Consider the following 24,336-nt stretch of genomic DNA (forward strand, 5'->3'; position numbering starts at 1 on the left):
GCAAACATCATCCAAAGGTAAGGTTTTTGAATCACCCATTCTATATTCAAACGTAAAGGACCTTTTTGGCCCCTACATTCAAGTTTAAGTCGGAAATCTACTCATGTTTTCTCAGTTTTCTTGCAAATGAATATTATAGATAAGCTATTTTTACGTTTTAAACTTGAGGTTGTTTTTTATAAGGAATTTTTTTCATCTTTATCGATAAAAAAAATAAGGTCTTAAAGACGATCATGCATTAACCTACATACGATGACAAAACTACCATTCGTAGAATCTAGTGATGAAGAAGAGAATAAATCATCTTTAGAAAAAAAATTAGCTACCAAATATGAATTTGGTTGGGATATATTTACGGATAATCAAAAAAAAGAAGTTTTTTCACTTGCAGAAGATTATCTCGAATTTTTACGCGCGGCTCGTACGGAAAGAGAACGGACCATTTGGACATCAAAATATGTCGAGGAACGCGGTTTCAAACGGCTAGAAATTGGGAAGAACGTATCAGTTTTAAATCCTGGAGATAAAGTTTATTACGTCAATCGATTTAAGAATGTCGCAATAGCAGTTATTGGACAAAAATCGATGCTAGAAAAAACACATATCATTGGATCTCACATTGATACCCCTCGTATGGACTTAAAAATGCGCCCGCTTTATGAAGATGGAAAGGCGAGTGTTGCAATGTTAAAAACACACTATTACGGAGGTTTAAAGAAATATCAATGGGCGTGTATTCCACTACATATGACTGGAATTATAGTAAAGCGTGATGGAACCAAGATAAATGTTGAAATTGGCAAAGATCCAAAAGATCCGGTATTTGTTATTCCTGATATTCTCCCCCATCTAATGGCAAACGTTCAAGCAAAAAGAACCACAACAACTGTCATTAAAGGTGAAGAACTAAATCTTTTGGCAGGTGGTTTCCCCATCAGTAAAGAAGAGGATAAGAAAGCCAAAAACCGATTTAAATTATATATTTTAAAATTATTAAATGAAAAATATGACATCATTGAAGAAGATCTCCAATCCGCTGAGTTGAACATTGTTTCAGGATTAGATCCTCGTTATGTTGGTTTCGATAAGAGCATGATAGGAGCTGCAGGTCATGATGATGGAGTCTGCACTTGGACGGGTATTCGCGCATTAGTTGATCTTAAGGAAACCCCAAAAAACACTGCTGTTATGTCTATTTTTGATAAGGAAGAAATAGGAAGTAATGGTAATACAGGAGCTCAATCTGCTTGGATTCGATTTGTGATGAATGATCTTATGGTCCGAACTGGCATTCCAGAATCACTTACAAACATGCATTTAACTCTGTCCAATTCTATGATGCTTTCTGCAGATGTTGGAGCAGCCATCAACCCAATATTCCCAACAGTTCATGATCCACTCAACGCAGCGATTTTGGGAAAAGGAGTTGTAGTTGAAAAGCATACTGGTGCCCGAGGGAAAAGCTCTTCTTCCGATGTACTTGCGGAAGTAATGGCATATCTCAGGAATATATTTGATGAAGGCAAGATCCCTTACCAAGTAGTTGAATTAGGAGCTGTAGATGAGGGCGGCGGGGGAACTATTGCAAAATTCTTTGCCGAAAGTTTCAATTGTGATGTTGTAGACGTTGGTACACCTGTTATTGGGATGCACAGCCCATATGAAATTGTTCACGTTGCAGATCTGTATGCGACTTATCTCGCCTATAAAGTCTTTTATGAAGCTAAATAAATATGATGAAATTTATTACCTTTTTTTTTATCTTAATTGGTCATGGTGTTTATATAATTGCAAAACTGGACAGTTGCATCTCATTTTTTTGTAAAAATTTTGAAAAAAAAGTATGACAAACATCTACAAGTTTTTCACTTCATTGAAGAGTTGATCAGAAGCGGCCTTTAATTCTTCTGCACCAGCACTTAATTCTTCTAGGGTAGCAGCCATTTCTTCTGTGGAGGATGAAACTTCTTCTGTAATAGAGGAATTTTGTTCCACAACAGCGTTTATTTTTTCTACATTCTTAGCAATATCCTTGATATGAGTATCTTCATTTTCAATATTTGATGCAGATTCGGTGATTCCAACATCTGTTTGTACAATAACATCAAAGAGTGATTTAAGTTGACTTCGAGTTTCTTGAATTGCAGTTATTCCAGCCTCAACAGATTGAGATGTAGCGGTTGTATTACCCACAGCTTCGCTAATACCATCTAAAATAATTTTAATCAACTCATTAATTTGATCTGCAGCTTGCTTCGAATCTTCAGCGAGTTTACGCACTTGTTCCGCCACTACAGCAAACCCCTTCCCAGCATCACCAGCACGGGCCGCTTCAATTGCAGCGTTAAGAGCGAGTAAATTTGTTTCTGTTGCAATTCCTGAAATTACATCAACAATTTTATTAATTGCCTGACTTTTTTCGGATAGCTCATTCATTACCATATTCACTTTACTGGCATTTTTACTGATGTCGTCCATTTTTTCATTGATATTATCGGTCAATCGTTCACTTTCACGGGCCATCTCTTTACCATTCCGCGAAAGATCAACAACATGGCTAATTTTTCCAACAACTTCGGAGCTTAATATTTGAATTTGCTCAACCGCAGAGAGAATGTCATTCAAAGTTTGCGTCTGTACCTGAGCACCATTTGCGACTTCTTGAGAACCGGAAGTGATTTCTTGAACAGAAATATTGATTTGACCTGTCGAATCAGCAATTTGAGAGGCCATGCTGTTTACTTCTTCGGCAATCACTTTTACAGAAGATGAAAATCCTTTTTTGGCAGTAATATCTTGGAATTGTTGAAGAGAATATTGTAGATCACCACCTTCATTAAACAACGAAAATGTATAAACATCAAGATAGACTTTCTTATTGGTTTTAGGATTAAGAAATATGTAGCTATCTTCAATAATTTTCTTGGTTTTTACTGCTTGCGCAATTAAAGTTTCGTTTTGACTTTGTATTTTTTCTTGGAATACTTCATAACTGATTTTGCCTATAATTTCATTTTGGGATAATCCAAATATTCTAATTAGGGAATTATTTATCCGTTCAATCTCAAATCGAGGATTTATAACTGCCATAGGGGTAGGCATTTTATCAATGATTCCATTTATAATTTGCATTTCTTCTTTGATTTTGGTAACCATCAGAGAAAAGGAATGGGATAAATCTCCGAATTCATCATCAGATTGAGTTTCAATTTGTACCGTATAATTACCTTCCGCCACTTTCGTACTACCTTTGGATAAGATTTTGAGTGGCTTTACAATGACATAGTTGCTACTTACCACAAGTAAACCAGTTCCGAGGATTGCCACAATTACCGTAATCAATATCGAGGTATTTATTTGAGCTTGGACAATGTCATCTACATCATTAATATAAATTCCTGTCCCCACGATCCACCCCCAAGCATCTAATTTACGAACATATGACTTTTTAGGTTCAATTCGATTTTCATCACTATAGTATTTCCATTCATAATCAACAAATCCATCTTTATCGGTTTCCTCACATGTTTGCATCATTTCAACGAATAAATGCTTCCCATTAGGATCAACATTTCCAGATATATCAGTACCATCAAGATGGGGGGAATTTGGATGCATGACCATATAAGGTGTATTATCAATTGTTTCCTGAATCCAAAAATAATCGAGAAGATCGGATCCATAACGATAATTTTTTATCATCTCTTTTGCAGTATTTTTTGCTTCAATTTCAGTGATATTACCATCAGTGAAATAATTATAGTATTGCAATATAGAGGATTCCGCCAAGTCCACCATGCTTTTCAAGTTATTTTCCTTTTCAAGATACATATTGCTTCGTGTTTGAATTGAAGTAGATAGTACAGTTGCCACAGAAAACAACACAATTGGAACAAGTCCAATGGCTAAAATTTTTATCCGAATAGATATTCTTACACTTTTATTCATTATATAAAGGCACCTCTACTGAATTGATTCGATAGAAATTGAACAACTCCAATAAAAAATAATAGTTCTGTTTCTGAATAAAGTTGTACAGTTATGTAACACAAAACCCAATTAGCACCTTTAAAACCTTCCATTGAAAGATGATTTTTTTAAATTAGCGAAACATAAATTTTTAATTTTTTAAAATACTGATTTAGCTACAAAGAATTTTTTGCCAGTGTGGCTTAGCGGCTATAGCGCTTGATTCGTAATCAAGATGCCGGGGGTTCAAATCCCCCCATTGGCTCCCTTTTCAGGTTTGGAGCAGAGATTATATATGCAAAGTCCAACTCATATTCTCACCGGTATTTTTCTTTATAAATTGATAATAGCACTTTTTCCGACACTTCCCACAATGTGGCTCGTGATAATCACCTCAATATTAGCATTTCTCTCACATGGATTGATAGATGCAATAGCAGTAATGACATATCATCCTTATAAAGCCAATTGGGAAGATAAATTCTTTAAAATATACCATATAGTTTTTGTTTATATCCTAACAGGGGTTTTAGTTATTTATTTTTTAATTCCATATTGGTGGGTAATGATCTTTGCATTATTACCGGATTTAATTGATTGGTACACATTGAGGCCAATTTGGCACCACGATCCTGTAATTCACCCAAAAATTGATCTCTTTCGGGATAAGTTTTTCCATTGGCTACCTGATTTAAAAGAAGAACGGTGGGCAGTGTTGGTTGAGTTTTTTTTGCTCTTAGTATTGGGAATTGGAATAACTTTATTATGAAAAAAAACAAGGAATTCCGAATATTTTTAAGATGCAATCTCTAATCTATCTCATTATGAAAGTTATTGGGATAAATGGAAGTACTCGGGCGAATGGAAATACTCAAGCTGCTTTAAAAGAATTTGGGAGAGTGTTGCAATTGGCTGGTCATGAGATGGAAATTATCGAACTTCGGAAAATGAAACTTAATCCTTGCCATGCGTGCGGACAATGTAGCGGCACAAAAATGTGTGTTCAGAAAGATGATATAAATGAAATTTTCCAAAAACTGGATGGTGCTGATGGAATTGTACTCGCGTCACCGGTATATTTCTCTAATGTTACTGCACGGATGGCGATGTTTATAGAACGAACAGGTACCATGTTTTGTGCTAATGAGCGATGTTTCAAGGGAAAAATAGGCGCTTCCATTGCCGTCGCTCGTCGTGCGGGTACGAATGTTGTTTATGCAATGTTAAATTACTACTTTGGGATTGGAGAAATGCCTATTGCATCTTCACGTTATTGGAATAATATTATGGCGCGAGATAGAGGAGATTATGATCAAGATGAAGAGGGAATTAAGATTATTCAAACTTTAGCACACAATATGAGCAATATGTTAGAAAAACTGAGATGAAAAAAGAAAGAACTATAATAATTTTATTTTTTTTTATCTTGGTCTGAAATTTGATTGGTAGTTGGAGTCAAACCTTTAAAACTACTCTCCATCCTATCTATACGCAAATTAATTTCATCTAACTTTTCTAAAATTTCATAAAACCGGGATCCGAGACTAGCAAAGTGATTTTTCGACAAAATTACACCTAATTATATCTTGGAGTTTATCTATATAAGCCTAAGCATTGGCCCCTCTTTGCAATATAATTATGGGGAATGGATTCCCAAAATCTTATTTGTTGCTTTTCATTGGAATTAATGTGCGTCGTGAAACTTTTCTTCTACAAGTTTTTGAACCGGTTAAAATTAAAAATGAATTATATGGAAAATCCATTTCAATTAACCATCCAAAGAAATCCATTAAATTTACCTCAGCATTTCATGCTCCCACTTACATCCAATATGAGGACATAGAGGAAATAACAATTTCCTATGATCGTAAAATAACACTTTTGGTTTTGGGATTTTTAACATTTTTTGTCTTTATTGGGATCTTCATTCTATTTTTCCGAACTCATTTACCCCCATGGCACATCAAAATTGCTATAAAGGATCAAATCAAACCAATTTCAATCCGCGCCCGAATGAAGGATGAGGAAGCAGCCGCTTTGGCGGATTTTTGTACCCTCAAAATTCCTACAAAATTGCTTGTTCATGAGAAAAAAGCCAGAAAAATGGCTAAATAGTGTGCTTAGGATGAAGAAATTTTTTATGTCATTACTCTAACGATCTTGTAGATTGATTAGGAATATATATATGGATGAAGGAAAGTAAGTAAGTTGTTGTTACAATTCATTTTATGGTGTAACTGAGGAAAATATCACAATGTCAAGCAATATAAATGCAACGATAACTTGCCCAACTTGTCAAAAAAGCAAAGATATTGAAATTCCGCGTGAATTATTTGAGACGAAAACGTGGGGTATGGTGAAGGTCAATATTGAAAGGGATTATTGTTGCGAACATGCATTTTTAGCATATTTCAACAAAAAAGGAGAAAATGCAGGATATGAAAAATTGGATATTATTTTTGATTTAAAAAAAACGGAAGAAGACCTAGAACAATTTCATTTAAAGGATTTATTAAAGCAATACGGTGAAGAGAATACCTGCATGATAATCCACGCTATGATCTTAAACACTCCAATTATTTTTCTCCATAAGAAGTATTTCAAAGAAAATAGATATATTAAAGCGACTTATAAAAAAGATATCTTCCAATTCATCCAGTTAAAACAATTCTTGTTAAAATTTGTCGAAAATACTCTCTCTTTAATCACCCTTGAATTTGATACGGAGTATAATCAACACCCGAGAACAGATGCCTTAATTATTTCACCTACAAAGGAAATTGAACGACTACCTTGGGTATCTATTCCAATTGATTTTGAATTAAACATCGTTCATAAGGCAATGGATGTTTTAGATGAAAGTGTGCAATATCTTGTAATACAAGATGAAATGCAAAAAATTCTCAAAAAAGCAGAAGTTTTTAACAAGATATTAGATAAATGGGCCGCAATATATGAAGAAGATATTCGAAAACAGTTAGATGAAGCCTTTGAAACAGAATTAGACGATTATTCTTATCAATTATTAGTGCAAATTCTCGAAATAAGGTTTAAAGCAGATATGTCAAAAATTAAGAACCCCACTAGGCCAAAACAAAGACGTTTGAGATAACCATCGTGAAAGCGGAAAAATTGAAAGAAAAAAACCAGAAAAACTAATTCATTTCCAAAATTTTGGATAAGAATTTTTTTAACCGTTCGTTTGGAGGATTGTCAAATACTTCATCTGGGGTCCCCCTATAGATAATTTCTCCTTCATCCATAAAAATAACCCGAGTGGCAACTTCTTTTGCGAATGGAATTTCATGAGTTACTACCACAAGAGTATAGTGGAATTCAGTAACTAAGCGAATCATAAATTCGAGGACTTCGCCAGTTAATTCGGGATCCAAAGCGGATGTGGGTTCATCAAAGAAGATCAATTTAGATCGCATAGCTAATACACGAGCAATTGCAACCCGTTGTTGTTGCCCTCCTGAAAGTTCTCCAGGATAACTATCTATTTTATCAGCTAAATTAACAGTATTTAGCACATCATTAATTCGTTTATCTATTTCATCATCATCTAAATTTAAAACTTTCTTTAAAGGCAATTCAATATTTTCCCTTACAGTCAAGTGCAAAAAGAGATTAAAGCTTTGAAACACCATCCCAATATCTTTTCGAACTAAATCAATATTGACATCAGGAAGTGTAATCTCTTTTCCTTCAAAAAAAACTTGACCAGATGTAGGCTCAATTAATCGATTCATGCACCTTAATAATGTGGATTTGCCGGAACCGCTACTCCCAATGATAACAATCACTTCCTTTGAGTAAATTTTCAAATCTACCCCTGGAGATTTAATTGCATTAAAATCTTTGAATTTCTTTGTTAAATTCCGAACTTCAAGTAATGGAACTTCTGAGTCATCTGCTATTTGATTTAATTCTTCACTAGTCATTGTGCACACCTAATCCAGGAATTCGTAACTTCAATTCTAATTGTTTTGCAATTTTTGATAATGTAAAAGCTATAGCAAAATAAAATACCGCAGCAAATATGAATACTTGCCAAAAAGCATATCTCGATTGCAATGTTTGGGATTCTTTGGTAAGTTCTATTACCCCAATAGTAGATATTAATGAACTATTTAAGATTACATTTATAGTTTCATTTGTTAATGGAGGTACAATGATTCTTATTGCTTGAGGAAGAACAACATGACGCATAGTTTGTAAGGATGTTAGACCCAAACCGCGAGCTGCTTCACTCTGACCTGAAGGAATTGCCAAGATCCCACCTCGAATAATTTCTGCTTGATATGCAGCAGTATTGAGTGCCAATGCCAAGGTTCCAGCATAAATTTCGGTAGTTAAATATTGAATATTTAAATTTCTAATTCCATCTATCATCCAGCCAGGTAATCCAAAATATACTAACAAAATTTGAACTAAGAGTGGTGTGGATCTAAAAAAATCGATGTATATTTGAGCGATTTGTCGCAATCCATAAAGTTTACTCTTACTAACTAAAATTACTGCCAACAATGCCGCAATAAAGAATCCAATTACAACACTAATTAAACTAATAAAAATTGTTAAAGGAAGAGCAGCAGCCAACCTTCTTGTTATAGCTGGCAACCTCCAATCCAAATCCCCCAATGATGAAAATCCAAAAATTTTAAGAAATAGTTCAAAAATACTAATAAAAGGATCAAAATACATGGCACTTGGAATAATCCAAGATCTTATTATTCCATAGATAATGATAAGCAAAATTAATGTTAAAAACCACCACCCAAAATTTTTTCTTGTTGGACGGATCTTCTTAAGAAAAATTAATATTGGAGTGTTTTCCTTGTCGTGTTCATTATGTGTAAAATTTTCAGTCATTCGATTGTTTTCACCATAGTAAATTTTTGAAACTCAAAAATTAAAAAAAATCAAATAAAAAAGGATTAATTGTTTTTCTTCTTAGATTTTCGGATAACACCATAAACAGTGACTGGGATTATTGCAATTAGTGAAAATATTGAGAATCCATTGATTGTATTTTTTATAACTGGTTGCACCAATGAATCCAAGACTTCTTTCAATTCTGGTTTATTTACAGAAGGAGTAGTTCCTATCCATTCTTCATAAATGGCGATATATTCTGTTGAAAATACCGGATTATATGGATCATCTCCGAGTAATTTATCAATCGCTTCATTCATTCGTACTACTAATGTATTGGCACCCTGATCACATGCAATTCCAAAAGCCTCTGGACTGAATTGAGCCACAATTTCGAATTCACTACCTGTAATTGCATCACCAGCTTCAATTAAAGTGACTAAGTCACCTAAGACCACATCAACTGTCCCTGCATCGAGAGCTGCTAGGGCTAATGTGATTGTAGTATATGGTACAACACTACAAGCAAAATCTTCATCTTCAAGATACCATTGACTTGTAGTAGATGCTTGAATTCCACATTTAATACTTGCATTATTCACATCATCAACTGAATCAATATCAAGGGTTGAATCATTTTTAACCATAACTGCTTGCGAACTTAAGAAATACCATCGCGTAAAATTCATGGTTGTCATCCGATCATTAGTTATAGTCACTGCTGATATAACACAATCATAGGCACCTGTTGCTAAACTGGTAAATATTGTGTCCCAAGCAACATCATGATAAACTATATCAACCCCCATATCATCAGCAATGAATTCCATTATGCTAGGATCAAATCCCTCAATTACATCACCGGTCTTTTGTTCAAAAGGAGGGTATGCAGCTTCAATTCCAACATGGATTTCTCCAGCATCTATTACATCGGAAAGACTTGAATCCGTATATTCAGAAACAGCTGAAGGAACACTTAAAAAGATGATTGAAAAAGTAATGAGAATCATCCCCGCTTTTATTTTGTTATTTTTCATTTTTTCACCTTATGTAGTTTCTAGATGTCACAAATGTTATAAAATATAAAAAAAAGTTCAATTTTTAAAACATCTCTTATAAGATTGGATGTTTGTCTATAAAAGCGTTTACATTAAAAGAATTCCTTGTGGGAATTTAATTTTGATGGATAAAAGAATGGAAAATGAAATTCAGAAAAAATTGTATTTACAATAACTCATTAAATGAAATAAACAATAAAAACAAGATAAATTATACCTAAAATTACATGAAGAAAGGCAAAAAGTCCACCTACTTTCGTCAATCGTTTATAAGTTAAATCTTTTACGCAATATTTCTCCGACAATTCCAATGTCATCATATCGGCTGCACTCCCTTGAGGAAGAAAATTACCTCCTAAATTAACTCCAAGAACGAAAGCCACGATTAACGGAAGCATATCAAATCCTGCTGTTTCGATCAAAATGTTGATTATTGGTAAGAATATGATGGTAACTGGAGCATTATCCATGAATCCTGACAGAATTGAAGTTACCAGTAAAATTGCGATGGATAAAAGAAAAACATCTTGAAAAGTAGCTTTTTCAATGAGATTTTCCATTAATTGTACAGTACCATTTATTTCCATCAAATGAACTAAAATAAAAAGGCACATGAAGAAGTACACTAACTTGTAATCAACCTTTCTCAGGAAATGGGATAGATGAGGTTCTTTCTTTTGTGATTTTCCAAGACGAGGATTAACAAAGACAAACACAAGCATACCAATCAAACCCGCTACATGAATTTGATCTATGAAAAGTAACAAAAGAACGAAAATGAGTAGAGCGATTAAGTTGATCATGATAACTTTTGAATCGGTCTGAAAATCGTCTTCTATTTGTATCTGAACATCAACAACCTCTTTCTCGTCACATGCAGCAATCCACTGTTTCTTTAGTTGTTTGGACAACACAAAATAATCTAAAAGCACGAGTGTAACTATTGTTGAGACAACAAAAAAGACCCCAAATCGTGTAATGAAAAAAATAAATGAAAGATCAAAATAATTAGCAATCATGATGTTTTCCGCGGAACCGAAGGGTGTAAGGGTAGAAGCCAAATTAATGCAAATGGTCATCCCCAAAAGGAAGGGAGAAGGGTTAATTTTAAGATCTTCACAAGTGAGAACGATAATAGGGATGAAAATAATTGCCACACTCAAATCTTCTAAGATAGAAGCGGAAAGAGTAGACACAATACAAATCACATAAAACATTTTCCGAATATTGTTCCTATATTTCAGTACGATCCTTTTAGCAATTTCATGAAAAACTCTCGCTTCATTAAGGATTTCCACAATTGTAAACATGGCAATCAGAAAGAAAATAACTTCCCAATCAATCGCTCGAATATAAGTGTCTAAATCATGAGCAGCAGGTAAATCAATGCCTGTTACAGCCCCAGCAATAATAATTAACAAAACGGAATATGAGAGGTAATCTTTTTCTTCAAAGAATAAAATAACAATTAAAATGAGAAAACATAGTCCAACGACGATTTGCGACAGTAAAGACATGGGAAGATATATAAGATTTATTGATTATTAAACATTTCAGAAAAAAGATGGTGTTATTCCATCAATTTTTTCGATATTAGCCACTGAAAAGCAGATAAAACCCCAATATTTTCTTTGACTGACACGAGACTCATAGAATGGGGCATTGGTAATTGGTTTACATTAAACAACTGGGAAAATTTTTTGATTAAAGATTCAGATTTTTCTTTCTCGACTAAATCAGATTTATTTAATAGGATTAATATGGGGATGTGATTACTTTCAAAACTGGCTGGTGTAGGAAAATATTGTTGGATAACTCTTTCAAATTCTTCTTTAAATTCAAAATCTCGCGTTTCTGACGATGAAACATCCACAACATATATGATTGCATCAGGTTTATGACAATCTTTAAACCAAGTCTGTCGAATTGCCTTTTGACCCCCCACATCATAAATTTGAAATTGAAAATGCTCAATGGCAGCCCGGAGAATTTGAGTACCTAAAGTAGGGCGGATCTTTGGAGAGAAAGTCCCATATCTTAACAATTCAATTATTGAAGATTTTCCAACAGCTTCAATTCCTAAAAAGAGTAATTGGCCATAAGGGTGGTCTCCTTCAAATTCTTCAAATTTATTGATTGCTTGACGTAAGAATCGATCGATCTTAGATATCTTCATTTGAATGATTGGGGAGGTTTTATTCTTATGTGAAAATATCTCTAAAATGTGAGGAATGTTTTTTATTTGTTCAGAAAGATTCTGTAACTCCTTTCTCCAGTTAAAAATTGTATGCTCTTCGGTCAATATTACTGAAATGAGGAGTAATTCATATCCAGTTCGAGCAATTCCAGAGGGAATACTAAATTTAAAATTAAGATATAATGCTTCTTCGTGCTTGACTTCAAAAAAGGGAGCATCTAAATTCAAATCAAAAAGCTTAATTACAATATTTTTATCGGAATCATTAATATTTGAGGGAACAGCATTTAAAATCCACGGACCAGCCATTCGATCATAGTAACTTACAAGTATTTTAACTGGCAAAGAAAATCATGAATACCATAGAATTACATCCAAAAAAGGTTTTTCACGCAAATAACGAAGTTGTTTTTTCTAATCATTAACAAAATTGTTTTTTTGGGGGAAAATATCATTTGAGTATAATTTAATGAAGAAAAAAGGGAGAAAGTGAAATTCACTCATCAGTTATAAAGGATGTCAAGTTAATTTCAAATCCAGCTGTTGGATACTCTAATCCGAAATTTAAAATGACTTCAGGATGAATTTCACCGATATATCCAATAATGTGATCTTTATAATGAATTTCGCCTGTTCGCCCGGGAATGAAAGTCGGATTTTCCGCTGGCACTATTTTTATGGCTTGTAATACCCCTAAAGTTCTTAAATAGTGATCTAAAACGGATTTGATTTCAGAATAATCACTTCCTTCAGAATGTAGGACGCAAGCAAGATGAGATTCCCGACGGGTTTGAGATTGCTCCTGTTTATCCAGTAGAATGACGTCTCCTACTTCAAATAGGCGGAAAGGTTTTTCCCCAGATCGGTTGAATTGTAAGTTTTTCATCAAACTCACCAGTAGACTTCGCCGAACCGTGTTATATTCAAGGGAAACAGGATTTTCCAGAATAATTTCATCCGATTTTTTCATTGGTAAGCGGAGACTTAAATTATCATTTTTGGAAATTAGGATATTATTGGACATTTCGATACAACCCGTACCTACCATAATATCTCGTGTCTTCTGTTCATTTACCAATACAGGATGATACTTACCTAACCCTTCCATATTAATTGTCAGATCTAAATTTTGATACCCGTAGCCCATAGCAACTTCTTCGACGATATCCACTTCATGCATGATATCATCCCGATAGGCAGGAATAGCGACATCAATCGTGTTGGAATCAACAATTTTGGCATCCAATCGCATTTTTTCTAAGCATTCCATCATTTCTTGGGGGGAGAGATGTAATCCAATATAAGAATTAATGTAATCAACTCGAGCTTGCCAGTGTTTTGGAGTTAAATCAGGAGTATACATCGCATTATCGGGCTCATCCTCGTAAATCACTTTCACGGACTCAACTTCACCTCCCATATCAGCAAAGGTTGAAGCTAAAATATTTAACGCTACATCCACAGCTTTTTTACTTGTTCCAGTAAGATCTAAGAGTAGATTTTTAGTTTTATCAGGTGTAACTGTGGTATATGTCCCATTTATCACAGGAGGAAAAGATACTACTTTTCCTTCAGCATCATAGATCATAGGATATTCATTAAAACCTTCTAATAAGTGGGCATACTGAATTCCCATCGGATGTTCCTCCAAAATTTCCTGAGGGGTTAATTCATAGGCTTCCAAGTGAAGAGCTTTAAATTTAACACCATCAGGCTTCACAGTGGTGTAAAGATAAGGCCCTTTGACAGTATCATAATCATGAATACCTATTGCAACCTTCTTCCGATCCCTTCCTACAGCCCAATGCAAGATTTCTTGCATTCGCATGAGAGTAATGACCTGGGTTTCATTAAGAGGTTCTGCAAAGCGAACTAATCCGGACACCACAAACGGACGAACTTTCCGTACTTTGGCATCTACCTTGAAATATTCCAACCCCTTCTTGACATGATATTCTTGTAACCCTTTTGCAAGACCATAATATCCCGCAAGAACGCGCGCGACCCCTTCAGGACTTGAAAAATCGGGACGATTGGGATTGAATTCTACCTTAATTATCCCTTCTTCAGGATCATAATCATCAATATCCAAGGATATCCATTGTAAATCATATTGGAGTGTTTCATAAGTTAATTCCTTATCCAACAATTCTGATAGCTGGGAAATTTTTAATTCTATCGTAGGCATTTTAATAGGACACCTCCCGTAACCATGAGATATTACTTTGATACAAATCTCGAATATCTTCACGTTTAAGCTTTAACATAGCGAGTCGCTCTAATCCTAATCCCCATGCGAGAACTCGAACAGGGTGCTTAATGCCCCATGCGTACGTAACTTCAGGTCGGAAAATACCCGATCCTCCCATTTCAAGCCATGCACCCAGTTCTTCACTGTATACAGAAACTTCCATGGAAGGTTCAGTATATGGGAAAAATCCGGGGCGGGTGATCACTTTCTTGAATCCCATCCGGCGATAAAATTCAGTAATTTGACCAATTAGATCACTCAATGAGACATCTTCAGCAATCACGATGCCATCAATTTGCTGAAATTCAGCTAAGTGGGTGCGATCGACCTTTTCGTTCCGAAATACCCGATCAATACAGAATACTTTGACAGGCAATTTTTGGTTTTCTAGCCCCACTTTTGCAAGATGACGAATAGTAGTTGCTGTAGTATGGGTGCGTAACAATAATTTTTTTGCTATATCTTCAGACCAATCATATCCCCACCCAGTAGATCCTGTATCACCTCCATTTTCATGGATATTTTTGATTTGGGACACATATTCCTTTTTAGGGAGGATTCCTTTGTTAGGTTTTTTAAGATAAAAGGTATCGTGCATTTCTCGAGCGGGATGGCCTTGGGGTTGATATAAACTATCAAAATTGTAAAAAGCTGTTTCGACAATTGGACCCCGAATTTCTTGAAATCCCATGGAAAAGAACACTTCACGAATTTGATTTTTCACAATCGTCATGGGATGCAACTTACCAACTTGAAAGCGAGGTCCTTCAATCCCTACTTCATAATGTTTTAAATTCGCGAGTTTTTCTTTCCATTCACCAGATTTCAGCATATCGGAGGTGATCCTCAATACTTCTTCTTGTACTTCCTCGATCTCAGAAATTTTGATCTTCAGTCCTTTTTCGGTTAATTGAACAATTCTAACCGTTCCTTTTTCTCGACTAACCATTTTACGCTTGGTTAAGGTTTTGACTTCGTTTTGTAATTCTTTTGGTATGGAAGAGAGAGAAAGGGGTGAATCTTTAGTAAATAATTTTAAAAGATGTTCCAAAGAAGATTCTTCAGCAGCCTCACTGTAAATAAATATTTGATTTGTTCCAGCTGCATCTGAGGTCACTACCCATTTATTTTTTTTCATATTTGTGAGTGCAATAAAGAAGATGTTTTTCTTAAACCCTAAAATCTTTGCAGCTTCAGCCGCTAACTCATCTAAATTCACTTCTTTTCGGCCATCTTTCACAAATAATTTGAATAGTTGACGTTCGGGTAGTCCTTTTTCATAATACGAAAGTCCTTCTTTGTTTAATTTTAAGGATATAACTTCACTTTCGGAGAATGTTGCTAACCCATTTTGCTCTAAAGTATATACGGCGCCCGACATGAGTTTCTCATATCCTAAGTTAAGGTGCTTGCTCAAATCCCATGCTTCCATTGGTTTATTGAGCTTTTGCAACTCCTTAAGCACGTCCATATATTCCGTTTTTAACGCGATTTTCTGACTGGTGGGTGTCATGTTATTTCTCCACTACCTTAGTATTTTTTTCTTGATTAATCAAATTTATTGAAAATATGGAAATCCACCATCATTACTGGTAGGAATGAGTTATGAGAATAGACACTGATTTCAATTATAAATGAAGATTGCAATTCATGAAATCCAAAAGATAAGTGCCATTTTTCTTACTATCTATTTGGGGATCCTAGTGAAAGGATACCAAGATTTATACTGAATTAAATAATTTGAAAGTTTTTCATGGTTAGAGAAGGAGTTTTAAATCAATTTGGAAAAAATTGAAAAAAATCTTTTTTTTATGCACTTTTCTTTAAATCTCTTTTTGAGGTAAATCAGTTCAAAGAACCACATTAGAATTCTCTCCATACTCAATTTTGCTGAGAATTTCCTTGTCTTCAATTTTTTCCACCCATTGAGCTTTCTGCACCTTTGCTTTCTGAGATTCAATTGGGGGTCGATAAAAGAACATATAATACCCGATGAATATAAAGACTAATCCACCAATAGATAGGAAAATTCCTCCCATTTCAATAAATGAAATCCCTAGAAAAAAGAAAACTAATGATACAAGTATAAAAATTATCCCAAATATTTTCCATACTAAAGGGCGTGGGGCAATGAACGAATCATAGAAACAAGGTGCACATAACATTTCTGAATACCTTGTGGAAATTTCTTTCTTTCTTTTACATTCCACACATACTAAAGAATGGCAATTCTCACATGTTTCAACCGCTATCCTGTCGGGGTGAAATTTACATTTTGGATCTGACATGAATATAATCCCTAGTCTTCTTAAAATTTATAAATTCATTGGTAACACCTTTTTTTCGACTTGCATTGCTTTCACTTATCATCCAATTGGATTATTTTGGGTATTACTTAGAATTATTTTTACGATTCAACTCTTTTGAGGATATCGATCACATTGCTCAAAAAACGTAATATCCGCATATCCAGCATATATTCTACCGGAATGAATAACATCCTTAGGAATATAATATCTATCCCCCTTGATAAAAGTATATTTCTTTTCTCCAATTGTGAGTTCAATGGTTCCTTCCAGAACAAAACCAACTTGAGCAGCATGGGAATGGGCAGGTAAATCTACATCCTTGCTAAACTCCATAAAAATAATTTGATGTGTGGACGATTGAGACAAATACGCAGATATTCCACTTATTGGGATGTCTGCCTTGGGAAGATTCAAAATTGGTTCTGGAAAAATACCAAGAGGAAGTACGTTTCTCTCATCAGCGGTTTGTAATTCATTATCCATATTTGATAACTTTTTTTGTAGTTAATCAAATTTGTTAAAATAGAAAACATCCCCAGTTCCAACGCAAATGGATTCCTTTTTAATTTTTCTATTGATAATTTTTGGCTTAAACATCCTTTATAATCTTTGAAAGATAGCGAGGCTTAGTGTTCAAGAAAATGGCATCAGAATTAAATAAAAAAAATAAAAAAAAAATGAGCCCAATTTCGTTGTTCTTCCTGCTCAGTTATACTCTCTTTTGGGGATATTTAGTTGTTGCATTTGCAATTATTACGATCCTTTCTTTAGATCCGGCGAATCTTCCGGTTTTTGCCGCAGAAATGTTAGGCATTGTCGGATCATATGCTCCAAGCGTCGCGGCTATCATAGTATTGCTTCAATATAATGATAAACAGGCAATAAAAGCGCTATTGAAACAATATATAAACTTCAAGGCTTCGTGGAAGTTATACTTACTGGGATTATTACCAATAGTTGTGGCATTCATCAGTGCATTAATTGGGAGAATTTTCATTTCTAATCCACCTGAAATCGTAATGTTATCCTCATTTGCTCCCGCCATCTTTGTTACTCTGTTGCTCGATGTTGCTAAGGGTCCTATTGGTGAGCAAGCAGGTTGGCGTGGCTTCGGATATGCAAAATTAATGGAAAAGCAAAGTTTCTTGAAAACTGGTTTGATAATTGGTTTTTTCTGGGCTTTTTGGCACGCACCTCTATGGTTGATGAATGCCTGGTCCATCGGAGAGGTTCTTGGTTTTATCCTTACCGCGGTTGCTACAACACTCTTCATGAATTGGATGCGGTTTAAAAACCAAAAATCGTTGATACCTGTGGTGCTGTTTCATTTATCCATGAATTTTGGCTTGCAATTGGTGACCGATATTGGGTTCAACTTGATTTCTTTGCGTGTTTTGCTTCCGATATACGGAGTAGTGTTTGTTATTTTGGCAACATTATTCTACGCATCAAATAAATCTCAGCTAATTAACTCTTCTCATTCAAAAATTGAGTAATTCAATCTTTTTTTCTTCTTGTATCCTTTTCACTTAATAACTCCAGAGCAGAAGAACTCAAGGAATGCGATATAAATTAAAAAGCAAAAGGGTTTTCTTGAAGAAAATTGCTTCTGTTATGGAAAAGAAATGGTGTAGGAGGGGGGATTCGAACCCTCGATGAGCTACCTCACTAGCGCCTCAGGCTAGCGCCGTGGACCATGCTTGGCTACCCCTACAGAAAAGATAGTATTACTATTAAAAATATAGCATAATAAAAAAAACTTTTGATACTAGTAATTCCCATTAAATTTCGAAGGTGCATAGATTTCGTGGGTTGAAGAATTGGACTCATAATCAGAGTATTTGGACTAAGCATGAAGGTTCATTGTAAAAATTGGAAACAAAGAAAAAAAAACTCAACTCGTCTTGTTTGAAAAAAATGTATTTCTAATTGATCTAATCATAGCAGCGATCAAGTCGAACAGGATGATTTTGGGGGACATAACCATAGGAACTATTATAAAATGTTTTTAACCCAGCTTGTAATTCATTAACACAGTTTGTGTGGTCTTCATTTGAGAATGTTTTTCGTTTAAAGAATTTCATAATTAGACATAGCTAACAAATAGATATTAAACTTATTCTTATAAAAAAAAAAGATACTACTAGAACGCAATTATGGAAACCAACCAAAAAAGGATAGAGTAAAAATTACACTTATAAATTTAATGTGGAAAATTCAAATTTCGATTTGTGTATCTTCAAAATTTTCATAAATTTTCAGTGGAATTCATTACATGCTAGAAAATCTTGTCAAATTGTCGTAATTGTCACAATATCAAATATTTCAAAAGATTTACACCTAATAGAATGATTTAACTTGATTTCGTGATTAAAAAGTAGGGTTTTTAACCTTAAAACCATATTTAAAGGATAAATGAACCACATATTTTTGGAATAGTTCATAACTTTTAACTATCGTGAAGTAGCATCTTTATTTTGAGATAAATTAGAAGTCTACCCAAGCTGCACCACATTATACTCGAAAATCAATTAATTAAAAATTAGATATTTCGTTCTTTTTTCTCTAATTTTTCTGTCGTTGTGGTTTTTTTAACCCCAGATAATTTTTGGATCTCAATTTCTTGGAGAAGCAATGCCAAACTGTAGATGATGTAGATAATCCCGATGATGATCATTAATCCAACAACAAGGTTTTGCAATAATTCCGCAGAATCGTCAGGGAAGTATTGGGACCCAACATATAATAGATCAAAGCCAATAAATAGTGAGAATAAAAGAAATATCAATCCAAGTGATAAAACAATACCGAATAAACCATATTTGAGTTTTCGTGATAATAATTCACCGCGTTCGGAATGACGAGTAATTCCACCAACAATAACAGTCCCCCCTTCTTGTTTTAGAATTTTCAAAATCCAACTGCGAATTGGGACAACATCAAAAATAAGGGAGAAAATAGCAATGATGGCCAAGATATTAAAAATATTGGATATTTCTAATCCGGTTTCGGCTCCTAATCGAATATCGATTTTTAATAATTTTAAAACTAAAACAAAAAGCAAGCTAATTCCCATTTTGCTGCCATAAAGCATAAGTAGTAATCGATCTCGGCGAGCTATTTGGAATAAATAATAGATTCCTCCCACAACAATTGTTATAACCCCAAATATTATTCCCAAAGTACTTTGTACTGTTGAAAACATTGAAAAAATCAAAATAAGACTGGTGATAATGCTCAAAATGGGAATAAAGGGATAGAGAGGAACTTTCCAAGGGCGAATTAAATTCGGGCGGGATTTACGCAATATAATTACTGCGAGGGAAAGAAAAATCATTGAAAACAAAAAGATGAAGTTACTCGCTTCTGTTATCAAACTAATATCCATACTCAGGGTAAAAACAAACATCAAAACCCCGGAAATAGTCATGGCAACCCATTGAACACCATTTTTTTTTTTTTGTACAATGTTGTGAATGAAACCATCCCGAGACATGGAATGTAGGATGTGGGTGGACATTTGAATACCTGCATTTATGGAGGTAATAGTTGCTACCATTCCAATAAATCCCATAAAATAGATACCGAAATCATTGTTCAGTATTCTGCCAAACATATCAGCTAAAGGAACTTTGGATTCAGATTGAATAACGGCATTCCAAGATGGTGAATTTACTTCACCTAAATTGAGAAGAGTGACTAATCCTACCATCCAATAAATAAAAATGGCAATTAGAATCGAAAAAATGAAGGTCCGAGGAATATTTTTCCGAGGTTTTTTAATCTGATCGAAAGCATTGGTTAAGGATTCAAATGTACTGTTCCACTCATAAACACAATATATGACGAAAGTGTAGCCCGTCATAGATAAAACTTCTCCAAAAGTAAATGGTTCGGATAAAATCTTACCAGAAAAATCTGTATGTTCTATTTGACTTCCCACAATTAATCCAATGACAATATAGATAAGAAATCCTCCTAAGATGATCCAAGTTGCAATTTTCATGGCTTTATTTAAGGGAATAGGTTTTTTCAAGTTTAGAATGAGGAAAACAATGATGATTGATGCACCAATAATATTGATCAGATTCGGATTAATTATGCGGTTAGGGAGAAAAACTTCTAAGGATAATGCAAATCCAAGACCAGATAGGGCAGCAAATAATAAGTTTCCGATCCAAATTAGCCACCCGATGAGATATCCTTGCCCCCCCCCGATAGCTTCTTTGGAAAAACTATAACTTCCACCTTCAATGGGAAGGGAAAGAGCTAATTCAGAGTAAATGAGAACGAAGCCCAACATTAATAAGCCATTTAAAATGAGGGAAATAAGCATTCCACCCTTCGCGGTCATAATAACCGTTCCTATAATTGCAAATATAGGCCCCCCGATGGTCCCTCCTAAACCTTTACTTAGAAGCTGGCGTAACCCAATTGATTTTTTTGGTTCCTCAAATTCTTCATCGTCGGTTTGATCGATTTCGCTTCCCATGGTTATCCCTAAATATCTAAAGGTGGAACTTAGATATGATTATTATTGATCTTCTCTTACTATATAATTTTCGGCAATCAGCAAAAAATCTTTAACGATGAAATTTCAAGTAAATACATATGGCAAAGAAAGATGGATTTGAGGAAGAAAGTAAAGATATGATGGATGATGAGTTACTTGATGACATCCCCGATGATATTTTATTAAATGAAGATTTGGATGATCCTTTGTTAGCAGAAGCAGAAGCCTTATTGGGAATTGCCAAGCCAGGATCGAAACCAAAAAAAAACCTCACTCCGAAAAAAACTGAAGAGGATAAGAAATCGATTCAAACAGAACCCAAAATCTTGAAAAAAGCAGTTATAAGCAAGCAAACTATGAAAGAATTTACCATTTTTATTCTGAAAAAAGCAAAAATCTATGAAGAGATTGCTTTTGAAACGATTCTCCGAAAATTAAATCCAGCCTGGAATTTTACGGAACCAGTTCTCATTGATGTGTTAGAAGCGATTATCGAATCCAATACCGTGACGGCTATAAAGATGAAAATGACGGCAAATTCTCTAAAATTTTATTCCGCCACCCATCCGAAAGATAAAAAGATCTAAGGGTAGAGTTTATGATCTATAATTTTTTAAGATAATATTTCGCTTTTAGATAAGGAAAATTGTTATATGGGGATACGAACAATCAAAATATAATATTAATCGAGTTGAAAACTAATGGCAATGCTACACGACGAAGAACACATTTGTAAACACTGTAATAAAAAAACCCCCCACATTCACCACTGCACTCCGGTTGAAGAAGCAAAACGATATACTTGCGGTTTTTGCGGGACTGAAAACATAAATCACCGCCACATGTGCAAGGAAAAATTAAATAACATCAAATTTTATTGTGCTAATTGTGGAGCGGTGGGAGTAGAAGAAACGGACATCTGTAATCCTGTGCCAATTGATGCAGAACAACGAGAACAATGGGATAAAGTGGCATCAAAAACAGATACAGAAGTATTGGATTCTTGCCGAATTTGTGGTCAACCAGTTTCACCACCCGGTCATTTCTGTGATCCGAAATATCCGTATGTTTGCGAATATTGTGGTGTAAAAGTCGAGACGGGACACCATTTTTGTAAAGAAAAAGTAGGTAATTGTAAATATGACTGCAAAACTTGTGGTCGGATCGCTATTAAAGCGACAGATGTATGTGCTCCCTTTAAATTTAGAGATTAATTGGAAAACGATCTCCCTTTTTTTCATCCTTTTCTCTAGCTGGAAACCTTTATATATTTGAAGTATACTAATAAAATTACGCAATAAGATACGGCTCTAGCTCAAGTACCACGGAATTTCCAAATTCTTAATTCCAGAAATGTTGAAAATTCAGCCTACTCCTCCCCGTAGTCTATGCGATTTTACCATAAATTATTTCGAGTTGAACTTATAAATGGACAATATGTTGATACTACAAATTATCATAGGGATTTGTTTCACAGGAATTGTAGTGACATTATTTTTAGAAAGTAAAGACTACCTTACCTACAGCTTATTGTTTTTGTTCATTATTGGTATCAGCTCATACTTTTTAAACAAGGATTTGTTTACAGATCCTGATATTGCAGATAACATTATTTTAGCAATTGATTGGAATGTGATTGTTTTTTTAGTCTGTCTGTTTTCCATTGTGGAAATTCTAAATGATCAAAAAGTATTTCATGAAATTGCATTGAAAATAGTTAATCGATTTCACAATCACCCAAGAAAGATGTTCTATGCTTTGAGTATTACCTCTACCTTTATAGCCACAATAATTGAGGATCTTAGTGTTGCGATTGTCTTTGTTCCGATAGTCATCGAAGCATGCAAAAAAATGCGAATTGATCCAACACCATATTTATTTGGAGTGACAATTTGTATCAATCTGGCGAGCACTTTAACACCGTTTGGTTCCGCAGAAAATATAATCATTGCCAACCATTTTGGGTTATCCCTTCATTGGCATCTTATATATTTAGGGATATATTTTCTCGTAGGATTAGCGATTACTCTATTCTTTTTGGATATCTTTGTCTTGAAAGGTTATATAAAAAATTTTGAATATTCACAGAAAAGTGCGATTCCAGGATATTTTGATCCAAATGAAGATGTGGGAATGTCAGAGGTTCATGAAAACCCTCCAATGATCGATAAAATGTTGCATCGAGCTACACTACAGGACATAAAATTCAAATATCTGCAAGAAGGTCCTAAAGGAGGTGTTTTACAACAAGCGGAACTCATTCAAATTCCAGAAAGTGCTCATATTCTGGATATCAAAATTGAAAAAAGTGTTTTTCGCAAAAATATTGTTGGTTTGCTCATTTTTGTAGTGGTACTTGTCACAATCTCCAATATTATAATAGCTGGTGTGTTAGGACTTTTGTTGTTTTTATTTCTCAATCCTGTTGAAATTTTCCCCGGTAAACGTCCTGAGCCTTCTGTGTCAACCTATCTTCATAAAATTGATGCAAAACTCATATACTTCTTTATAATTTTATTCTTAACGGTATTTTTTATGGGAAAAGCGGGATTAACAAATATTATTGAAAATTTGGTCGAATCTGTATCACATCACAATACTTTCGTACTCGCTATCGGGTTATTGATAATAACATCCCTGCTTTCAGGGTTGCTTGATGATGCACCAATCACCATTTTATTTTTACCAATAATTCAAGACCTAATCAACACGGGATTGTACTCTGATAATGCATTATTTATTGCTTTTACCTTAGGGATTAATTTAGGCGGAAATTTCTTACCCCAAGGAGCAGCTTGTGATATGATGACTTTAGAATTGGCGAGAAAGAACGGTGTAGAAAATTTCACTTATAAAAGTCTAACTATTGTGGGTGGATTATTTGCATTACTCCATATTCTCTTGGGAATCGGCTATATCTATATCTTTACGGAATTAATTATTTAATATTATAATCTTTAGAGATATTGCCTCAAAAATATATTGGAGTAAATTTTAAACCCTAATGCATAGATGAGAAACGATTTTTAGGCTCAGATACCCTGAGTAGTTATCTTCATTCGAGGTTTCTTTCGAGGTTTCGTCGGACTTCCTTCGATATGTATCATCATCGCCATAATGGTAAGTGATTCTAATCATATCATTTTTTCGATTTCTGGTAG

The 24,336-nt window shown here is 34.4% G+C and carries 21 protein-coding genes and 2 tRNA genes; 10 read left to right on the forward strand and 13 right to left on the reverse strand.

Annotated features, from left to right (window positions below):
- Positions 1-252 precede the first annotated feature (252 nt).
- Entirely contained in the window at positions 253-1,731 is a 1,479-nt protein-coding gene (locus NEF87_RS12305) for an aminopeptidase (RefSeq protein ID WP_457920040.1), read from the forward strand.
- Between the two features lie 123 nt (positions 1,732-1,854).
- Here the strand turns inward: NEF87_RS12305 and NEF87_RS12310 are convergent, their stop codons facing one another.
- Complete coding sequence (locus tag NEF87_RS12310; RefSeq protein WP_457920041.1) at positions 1,855-3,948, reverse strand: methyl-accepting chemotaxis protein; 2,094 nt, start codon at positions 3,946-3,948, stop codon at positions 1,855-1,857.
- A gap of 213 nt (positions 3,949-4,161) precedes the next feature.
- Here NEF87_RS12310 and NEF87_RS12315 point away from each other — a divergent pair.
- The 5 genes from NEF87_RS12315 (at position 4,162) to NEF87_RS12335 (ending at position 7,081) form a co-directional block, all read left to right on the forward strand.
- Positions 4,162-4,234 (forward strand) — tRNA-Thr (locus NEF87_RS12315).
- 30 nt (positions 4,235-4,264) lie between these two features.
- On the forward strand, positions 4,265-4,738 hold the full coding sequence (locus tag NEF87_RS12320) for a hypothetical protein (protein WP_457920042.1): 474 nt from the start codon (positions 4,265-4,267) through the stop codon (positions 4,736-4,738).
- Positions 4,739-4,769: 31 nt separating this feature from the next.
- A complete protein-coding gene (locus tag NEF87_RS12325) occupies positions 4,770-5,357 on the forward strand; it encodes a flavodoxin family protein (RefSeq protein ID WP_457920043.1) in 588 nt (195 codons plus the stop codon).
- Between the two features lie 301 nt (positions 5,358-5,658).
- Positions 5,659-6,084, forward strand: a complete 426-nt coding sequence (locus tag NEF87_RS12330; RefSeq protein ID WP_457920044.1) for a hypothetical protein — start codon at positions 5,659-5,661, stop codon at positions 6,082-6,084.
- Between the two features lie 139 nt (positions 6,085-6,223).
- Positions 6,224-7,081 carry a hypothetical protein gene (locus NEF87_RS12335; RefSeq protein ID WP_457920045.1) on the forward strand — a complete coding sequence of 286 codons (858 nt, stop codon included), beginning with the start codon at positions 6,224-6,226 and terminating at the stop codon, positions 7,079-7,081.
- 43 nt (positions 7,082-7,124) lie between these two features.
- Here the strand turns inward: NEF87_RS12335 and NEF87_RS12340 are convergent, their stop codons facing one another.
- From NEF87_RS12340 to NEF87_RS12380, 9 genes are all read right to left on the reverse strand, one after another.
- On the reverse strand, positions 7,125-7,913 hold the full coding sequence (locus tag NEF87_RS12340) for an amino acid ABC transporter ATP-binding protein (protein ID WP_457920046.1): 789 nt from the start codon (positions 7,911-7,913) through the stop codon (positions 7,125-7,127).
- Positions 7,906-8,844, reverse strand: a complete 939-nt coding sequence (locus NEF87_RS12345) for an amino acid ABC transporter permease (protein ID WP_457920047.1) — start codon at positions 8,842-8,844, stop codon at positions 7,906-7,908. Before NEF87_RS12345 ends, NEF87_RS12340 begins: the two co-directional genes overlap by 8 nt.
- A gap of 65 nt (positions 8,845-8,909) precedes the next feature.
- The gene (locus NEF87_RS12350; RefSeq protein WP_457920048.1) at positions 8,910-9,884 is read right to left on the reverse strand and encodes a substrate-binding periplasmic protein; all 975 of its coding nucleotides are present in this window, start codon (positions 9,882-9,884) and stop codon (positions 8,910-8,912) included.
- A 200-nt stretch (positions 9,885-10,084) separates the two neighbouring features.
- Entirely contained in the window at positions 10,085-11,422 is a 1,338-nt protein-coding gene (locus NEF87_RS12355; RefSeq protein WP_457920049.1) for an SLC13 family permease, read from the reverse strand.
- Positions 11,423-11,475: 53 nt separating this feature from the next.
- Positions 11,476-12,447, reverse strand: coding sequence for an ADP-ribosylation factor-like protein (locus NEF87_RS12360; protein ID WP_457920050.1), 972 nt, complete (start codon positions 12,445-12,447; stop codon positions 11,476-11,478).
- Between the two features lie 151 nt (positions 12,448-12,598).
- A complete protein-coding gene (pheT, locus tag NEF87_RS12365; RefSeq protein WP_457920051.1) occupies positions 12,599-14,290 on the reverse strand; it encodes a phenylalanine--tRNA ligase subunit beta in 1,692 nt (563 codons plus the stop codon).
- Position 14,291: 1 nt separating this feature from the next.
- Complete coding sequence (gene pheS, locus NEF87_RS12370; RefSeq protein ID WP_457920052.1) at positions 14,292-15,866, reverse strand: phenylalanine--tRNA ligase subunit alpha; 1,575 nt, start codon at positions 15,864-15,866, stop codon at positions 14,292-14,294.
- 337 nt (positions 15,867-16,203) lie between these two features.
- The gene (locus NEF87_RS12375) at positions 16,204-16,641 is read right to left on the reverse strand and encodes a hypothetical protein (RefSeq protein WP_457920053.1); all 438 of its coding nucleotides are present in this window, start codon (positions 16,639-16,641) and stop codon (positions 16,204-16,206) included.
- Positions 16,642-16,767: 126 nt separating this feature from the next.
- Positions 16,768-17,145 carry a cupin domain-containing protein gene (locus NEF87_RS12380; RefSeq protein WP_457920054.1) on the reverse strand — a complete coding sequence of 126 codons (378 nt, stop codon included), beginning with the start codon at positions 17,143-17,145 and terminating at the stop codon, positions 16,768-16,770.
- A 158-nt stretch (positions 17,146-17,303) separates the two neighbouring features.
- On the opposite strand from NEF87_RS12380, the gene NEF87_RS12385 reads away from it, so the two are divergent.
- Positions 17,304-18,158: a CPBP family intramembrane glutamic endopeptidase gene (locus NEF87_RS12385; RefSeq protein WP_457920055.1), complete on the forward strand. Its 855-nt coding sequence runs from the start codon at positions 17,304-17,306 to the stop codon at positions 18,156-18,158.
- Positions 18,159-18,288: 130 nt separating this feature from the next.
- On the opposite strand, the gene NEF87_RS12390 is transcribed toward NEF87_RS12385, so the two are convergent.
- The 3 genes from NEF87_RS12390 to NEF87_RS12400 all read right to left on the reverse strand — a co-directional run bounded on the left by NEF87_RS12390 (position 18,289) and on the right by NEF87_RS12400 (position 21,154).
- Positions 18,289-18,376 (reverse strand) — tRNA-Leu (locus NEF87_RS12390).
- A 220-nt stretch (positions 18,377-18,596) separates the two neighbouring features.
- Positions 18,597-18,746: a hypothetical protein gene (locus tag NEF87_RS12395; RefSeq protein WP_457920056.1), complete on the reverse strand. Its 150-nt coding sequence runs from the start codon at positions 18,744-18,746 to the stop codon at positions 18,597-18,599.
- Between the two features lie 458 nt (positions 18,747-19,204).
- A complete protein-coding gene (locus NEF87_RS12400) occupies positions 19,205-21,154 on the reverse strand; it encodes an APC family permease (protein ID WP_457920057.1) in 1,950 nt (649 codons plus the stop codon).
- A 119-nt stretch (positions 21,155-21,273) separates the two neighbouring features.
- On the opposite strand from NEF87_RS12400, the gene NEF87_RS12405 reads away from it, so the two are divergent.
- From NEF87_RS12405 to NEF87_RS12415, 3 genes are all read left to right on the forward strand, one after another.
- Positions 21,274-21,762 (forward strand): hypothetical protein, encoded by a 489-nt coding sequence (locus NEF87_RS12405; RefSeq protein WP_457920058.1) that lies wholly within the window; start codon positions 21,274-21,276, stop codon positions 21,760-21,762.
- 114 nt (positions 21,763-21,876) lie between these two features.
- Positions 21,877-22,389 (forward strand): hypothetical protein, encoded by a 513-nt coding sequence (locus NEF87_RS12410; RefSeq protein WP_457920059.1) that lies wholly within the window; start codon positions 21,877-21,879, stop codon positions 22,387-22,389.
- A 214-nt stretch (positions 22,390-22,603) separates the two neighbouring features.
- Positions 22,604-24,121, forward strand: coding sequence for an SLC13 family permease (locus NEF87_RS12415; protein WP_457920060.1), 1,518 nt, complete (start codon positions 22,604-22,606; stop codon positions 24,119-24,121).
- The last annotated feature ends 215 nt before the right edge of the window (positions 24,122-24,336 follow it).

Source organism: Candidatus Lokiarchaeum ossiferum, assembly GCA_025839675.1.
Classification (GTDB): Archaea; Asgardarchaeota; Lokiarchaeia; order Sigyniarchaeales; family Promethearchaeaceae; genus Lokiarchaeum; species Lokiarchaeum ossiferum.

Bases quoted from the DNA above. Each gene is read 5' to 3' on its own strand.
- NEF87_RS12310 (WP_457920041.1), bottom strand. From the start codon at position 3,948: ATGAATAAAAGTGTAAGAATATCTATTCGGATAAAAATTTTAGCCATT.
- NEF87_RS12335 (WP_457920045.1), top strand. From the start codon at position 6,224: ATGTCAAGCAATATAAATGCAACGATAACTTGCCCAACTTGTCAAAAA.
- NEF87_RS12325 (WP_457920043.1), top strand. From the start codon at position 4,770: ATGCAATCTCTAATCTATCTCATTATGAAAGTTATTGGGATAAATGGA.
- NEF87_RS12405 (WP_457920058.1), top strand. From the start codon at position 21,274: ATGGCAAAGAAAGATGGATTTGAGGAAGAAAGTAAAGATATGATGGAT.
- NEF87_RS12400 (WP_457920057.1), bottom strand. From the start codon at position 21,154: ATGGGAAGCGAAATCGATCAAACCGACGATGAAGAATTTGAGGAACCA.
- NEF87_RS12340 (WP_457920046.1), bottom strand. From the start codon at position 7,913: ATGACTAGTGAAGAATTAAATCAAATAGCAGATGACTCAGAAGTTCCA.
- pheS (WP_457920052.1), bottom strand. From the start codon at position 15,866: ATGACACCCACCAGTCAGAAAATCGCGTTAAAAACGGAATATATGGAC.
- NEF87_RS12395 (WP_457920056.1), bottom strand. From the start codon at position 18,746: ATGAAATTCTTTAAACGAAAAACATTCTCAAATGAAGACCACACAAAC.
- NEF87_RS12415 (WP_457920060.1), top strand. From the start codon at position 22,604: ATGGACAATATGTTGATACTACAAATTATCATAGGGATTTGTTTCACA.
- pheT (WP_457920051.1), bottom strand. From the start codon at position 14,290: ATGCCTACGATAGAATTAAAAATTTCCCAGCTATCAGAATTGTTGGAT.
- NEF87_RS12375 (WP_457920053.1), bottom strand. From the start codon at position 16,641: ATGTCAGATCCAAAATGTAAATTTCACCCCGACAGGATAGCGGTTGAA.
- NEF87_RS12350 (WP_457920048.1), bottom strand. From the start codon at position 9,884: ATGAAAAATAACAAAATAAAAGCGGGGATGATTCTCATTACTTTTTCA.
- NEF87_RS12380 (WP_457920054.1), bottom strand. From the start codon at position 17,145: ATGGATAATGAATTACAAACCGCTGATGAGAGAAACGTACTTCCTCTT.
- NEF87_RS12320 (WP_457920042.1), top strand. From the start codon at position 4,265: ATGCAAAGTCCAACTCATATTCTCACCGGTATTTTTCTTTATAAATTG.
- NEF87_RS12355 (WP_457920049.1), bottom strand. From the start codon at position 11,422: ATGTCTTTACTGTCGCAAATCGTCGTTGGACTATGTTTTCTCATTTTA.
- NEF87_RS12305 (WP_457920040.1), top strand. From the start codon at position 253: ATGACAAAACTACCATTCGTAGAATCTAGTGATGAAGAAGAGAATAAA.
- NEF87_RS12410 (WP_457920059.1), top strand. From the start codon at position 21,877: ATGGCAATGCTACACGACGAAGAACACATTTGTAAACACTGTAATAAA.
- NEF87_RS12385 (WP_457920055.1), top strand. From the start codon at position 17,304: ATGGCATCAGAATTAAATAAAAAAAATAAAAAAAAAATGAGCCCAATT.
- NEF87_RS12345 (WP_457920047.1), bottom strand. From the start codon at position 8,844: ATGACTGAAAATTTTACACATAATGAACACGACAAGGAAAACACTCCA.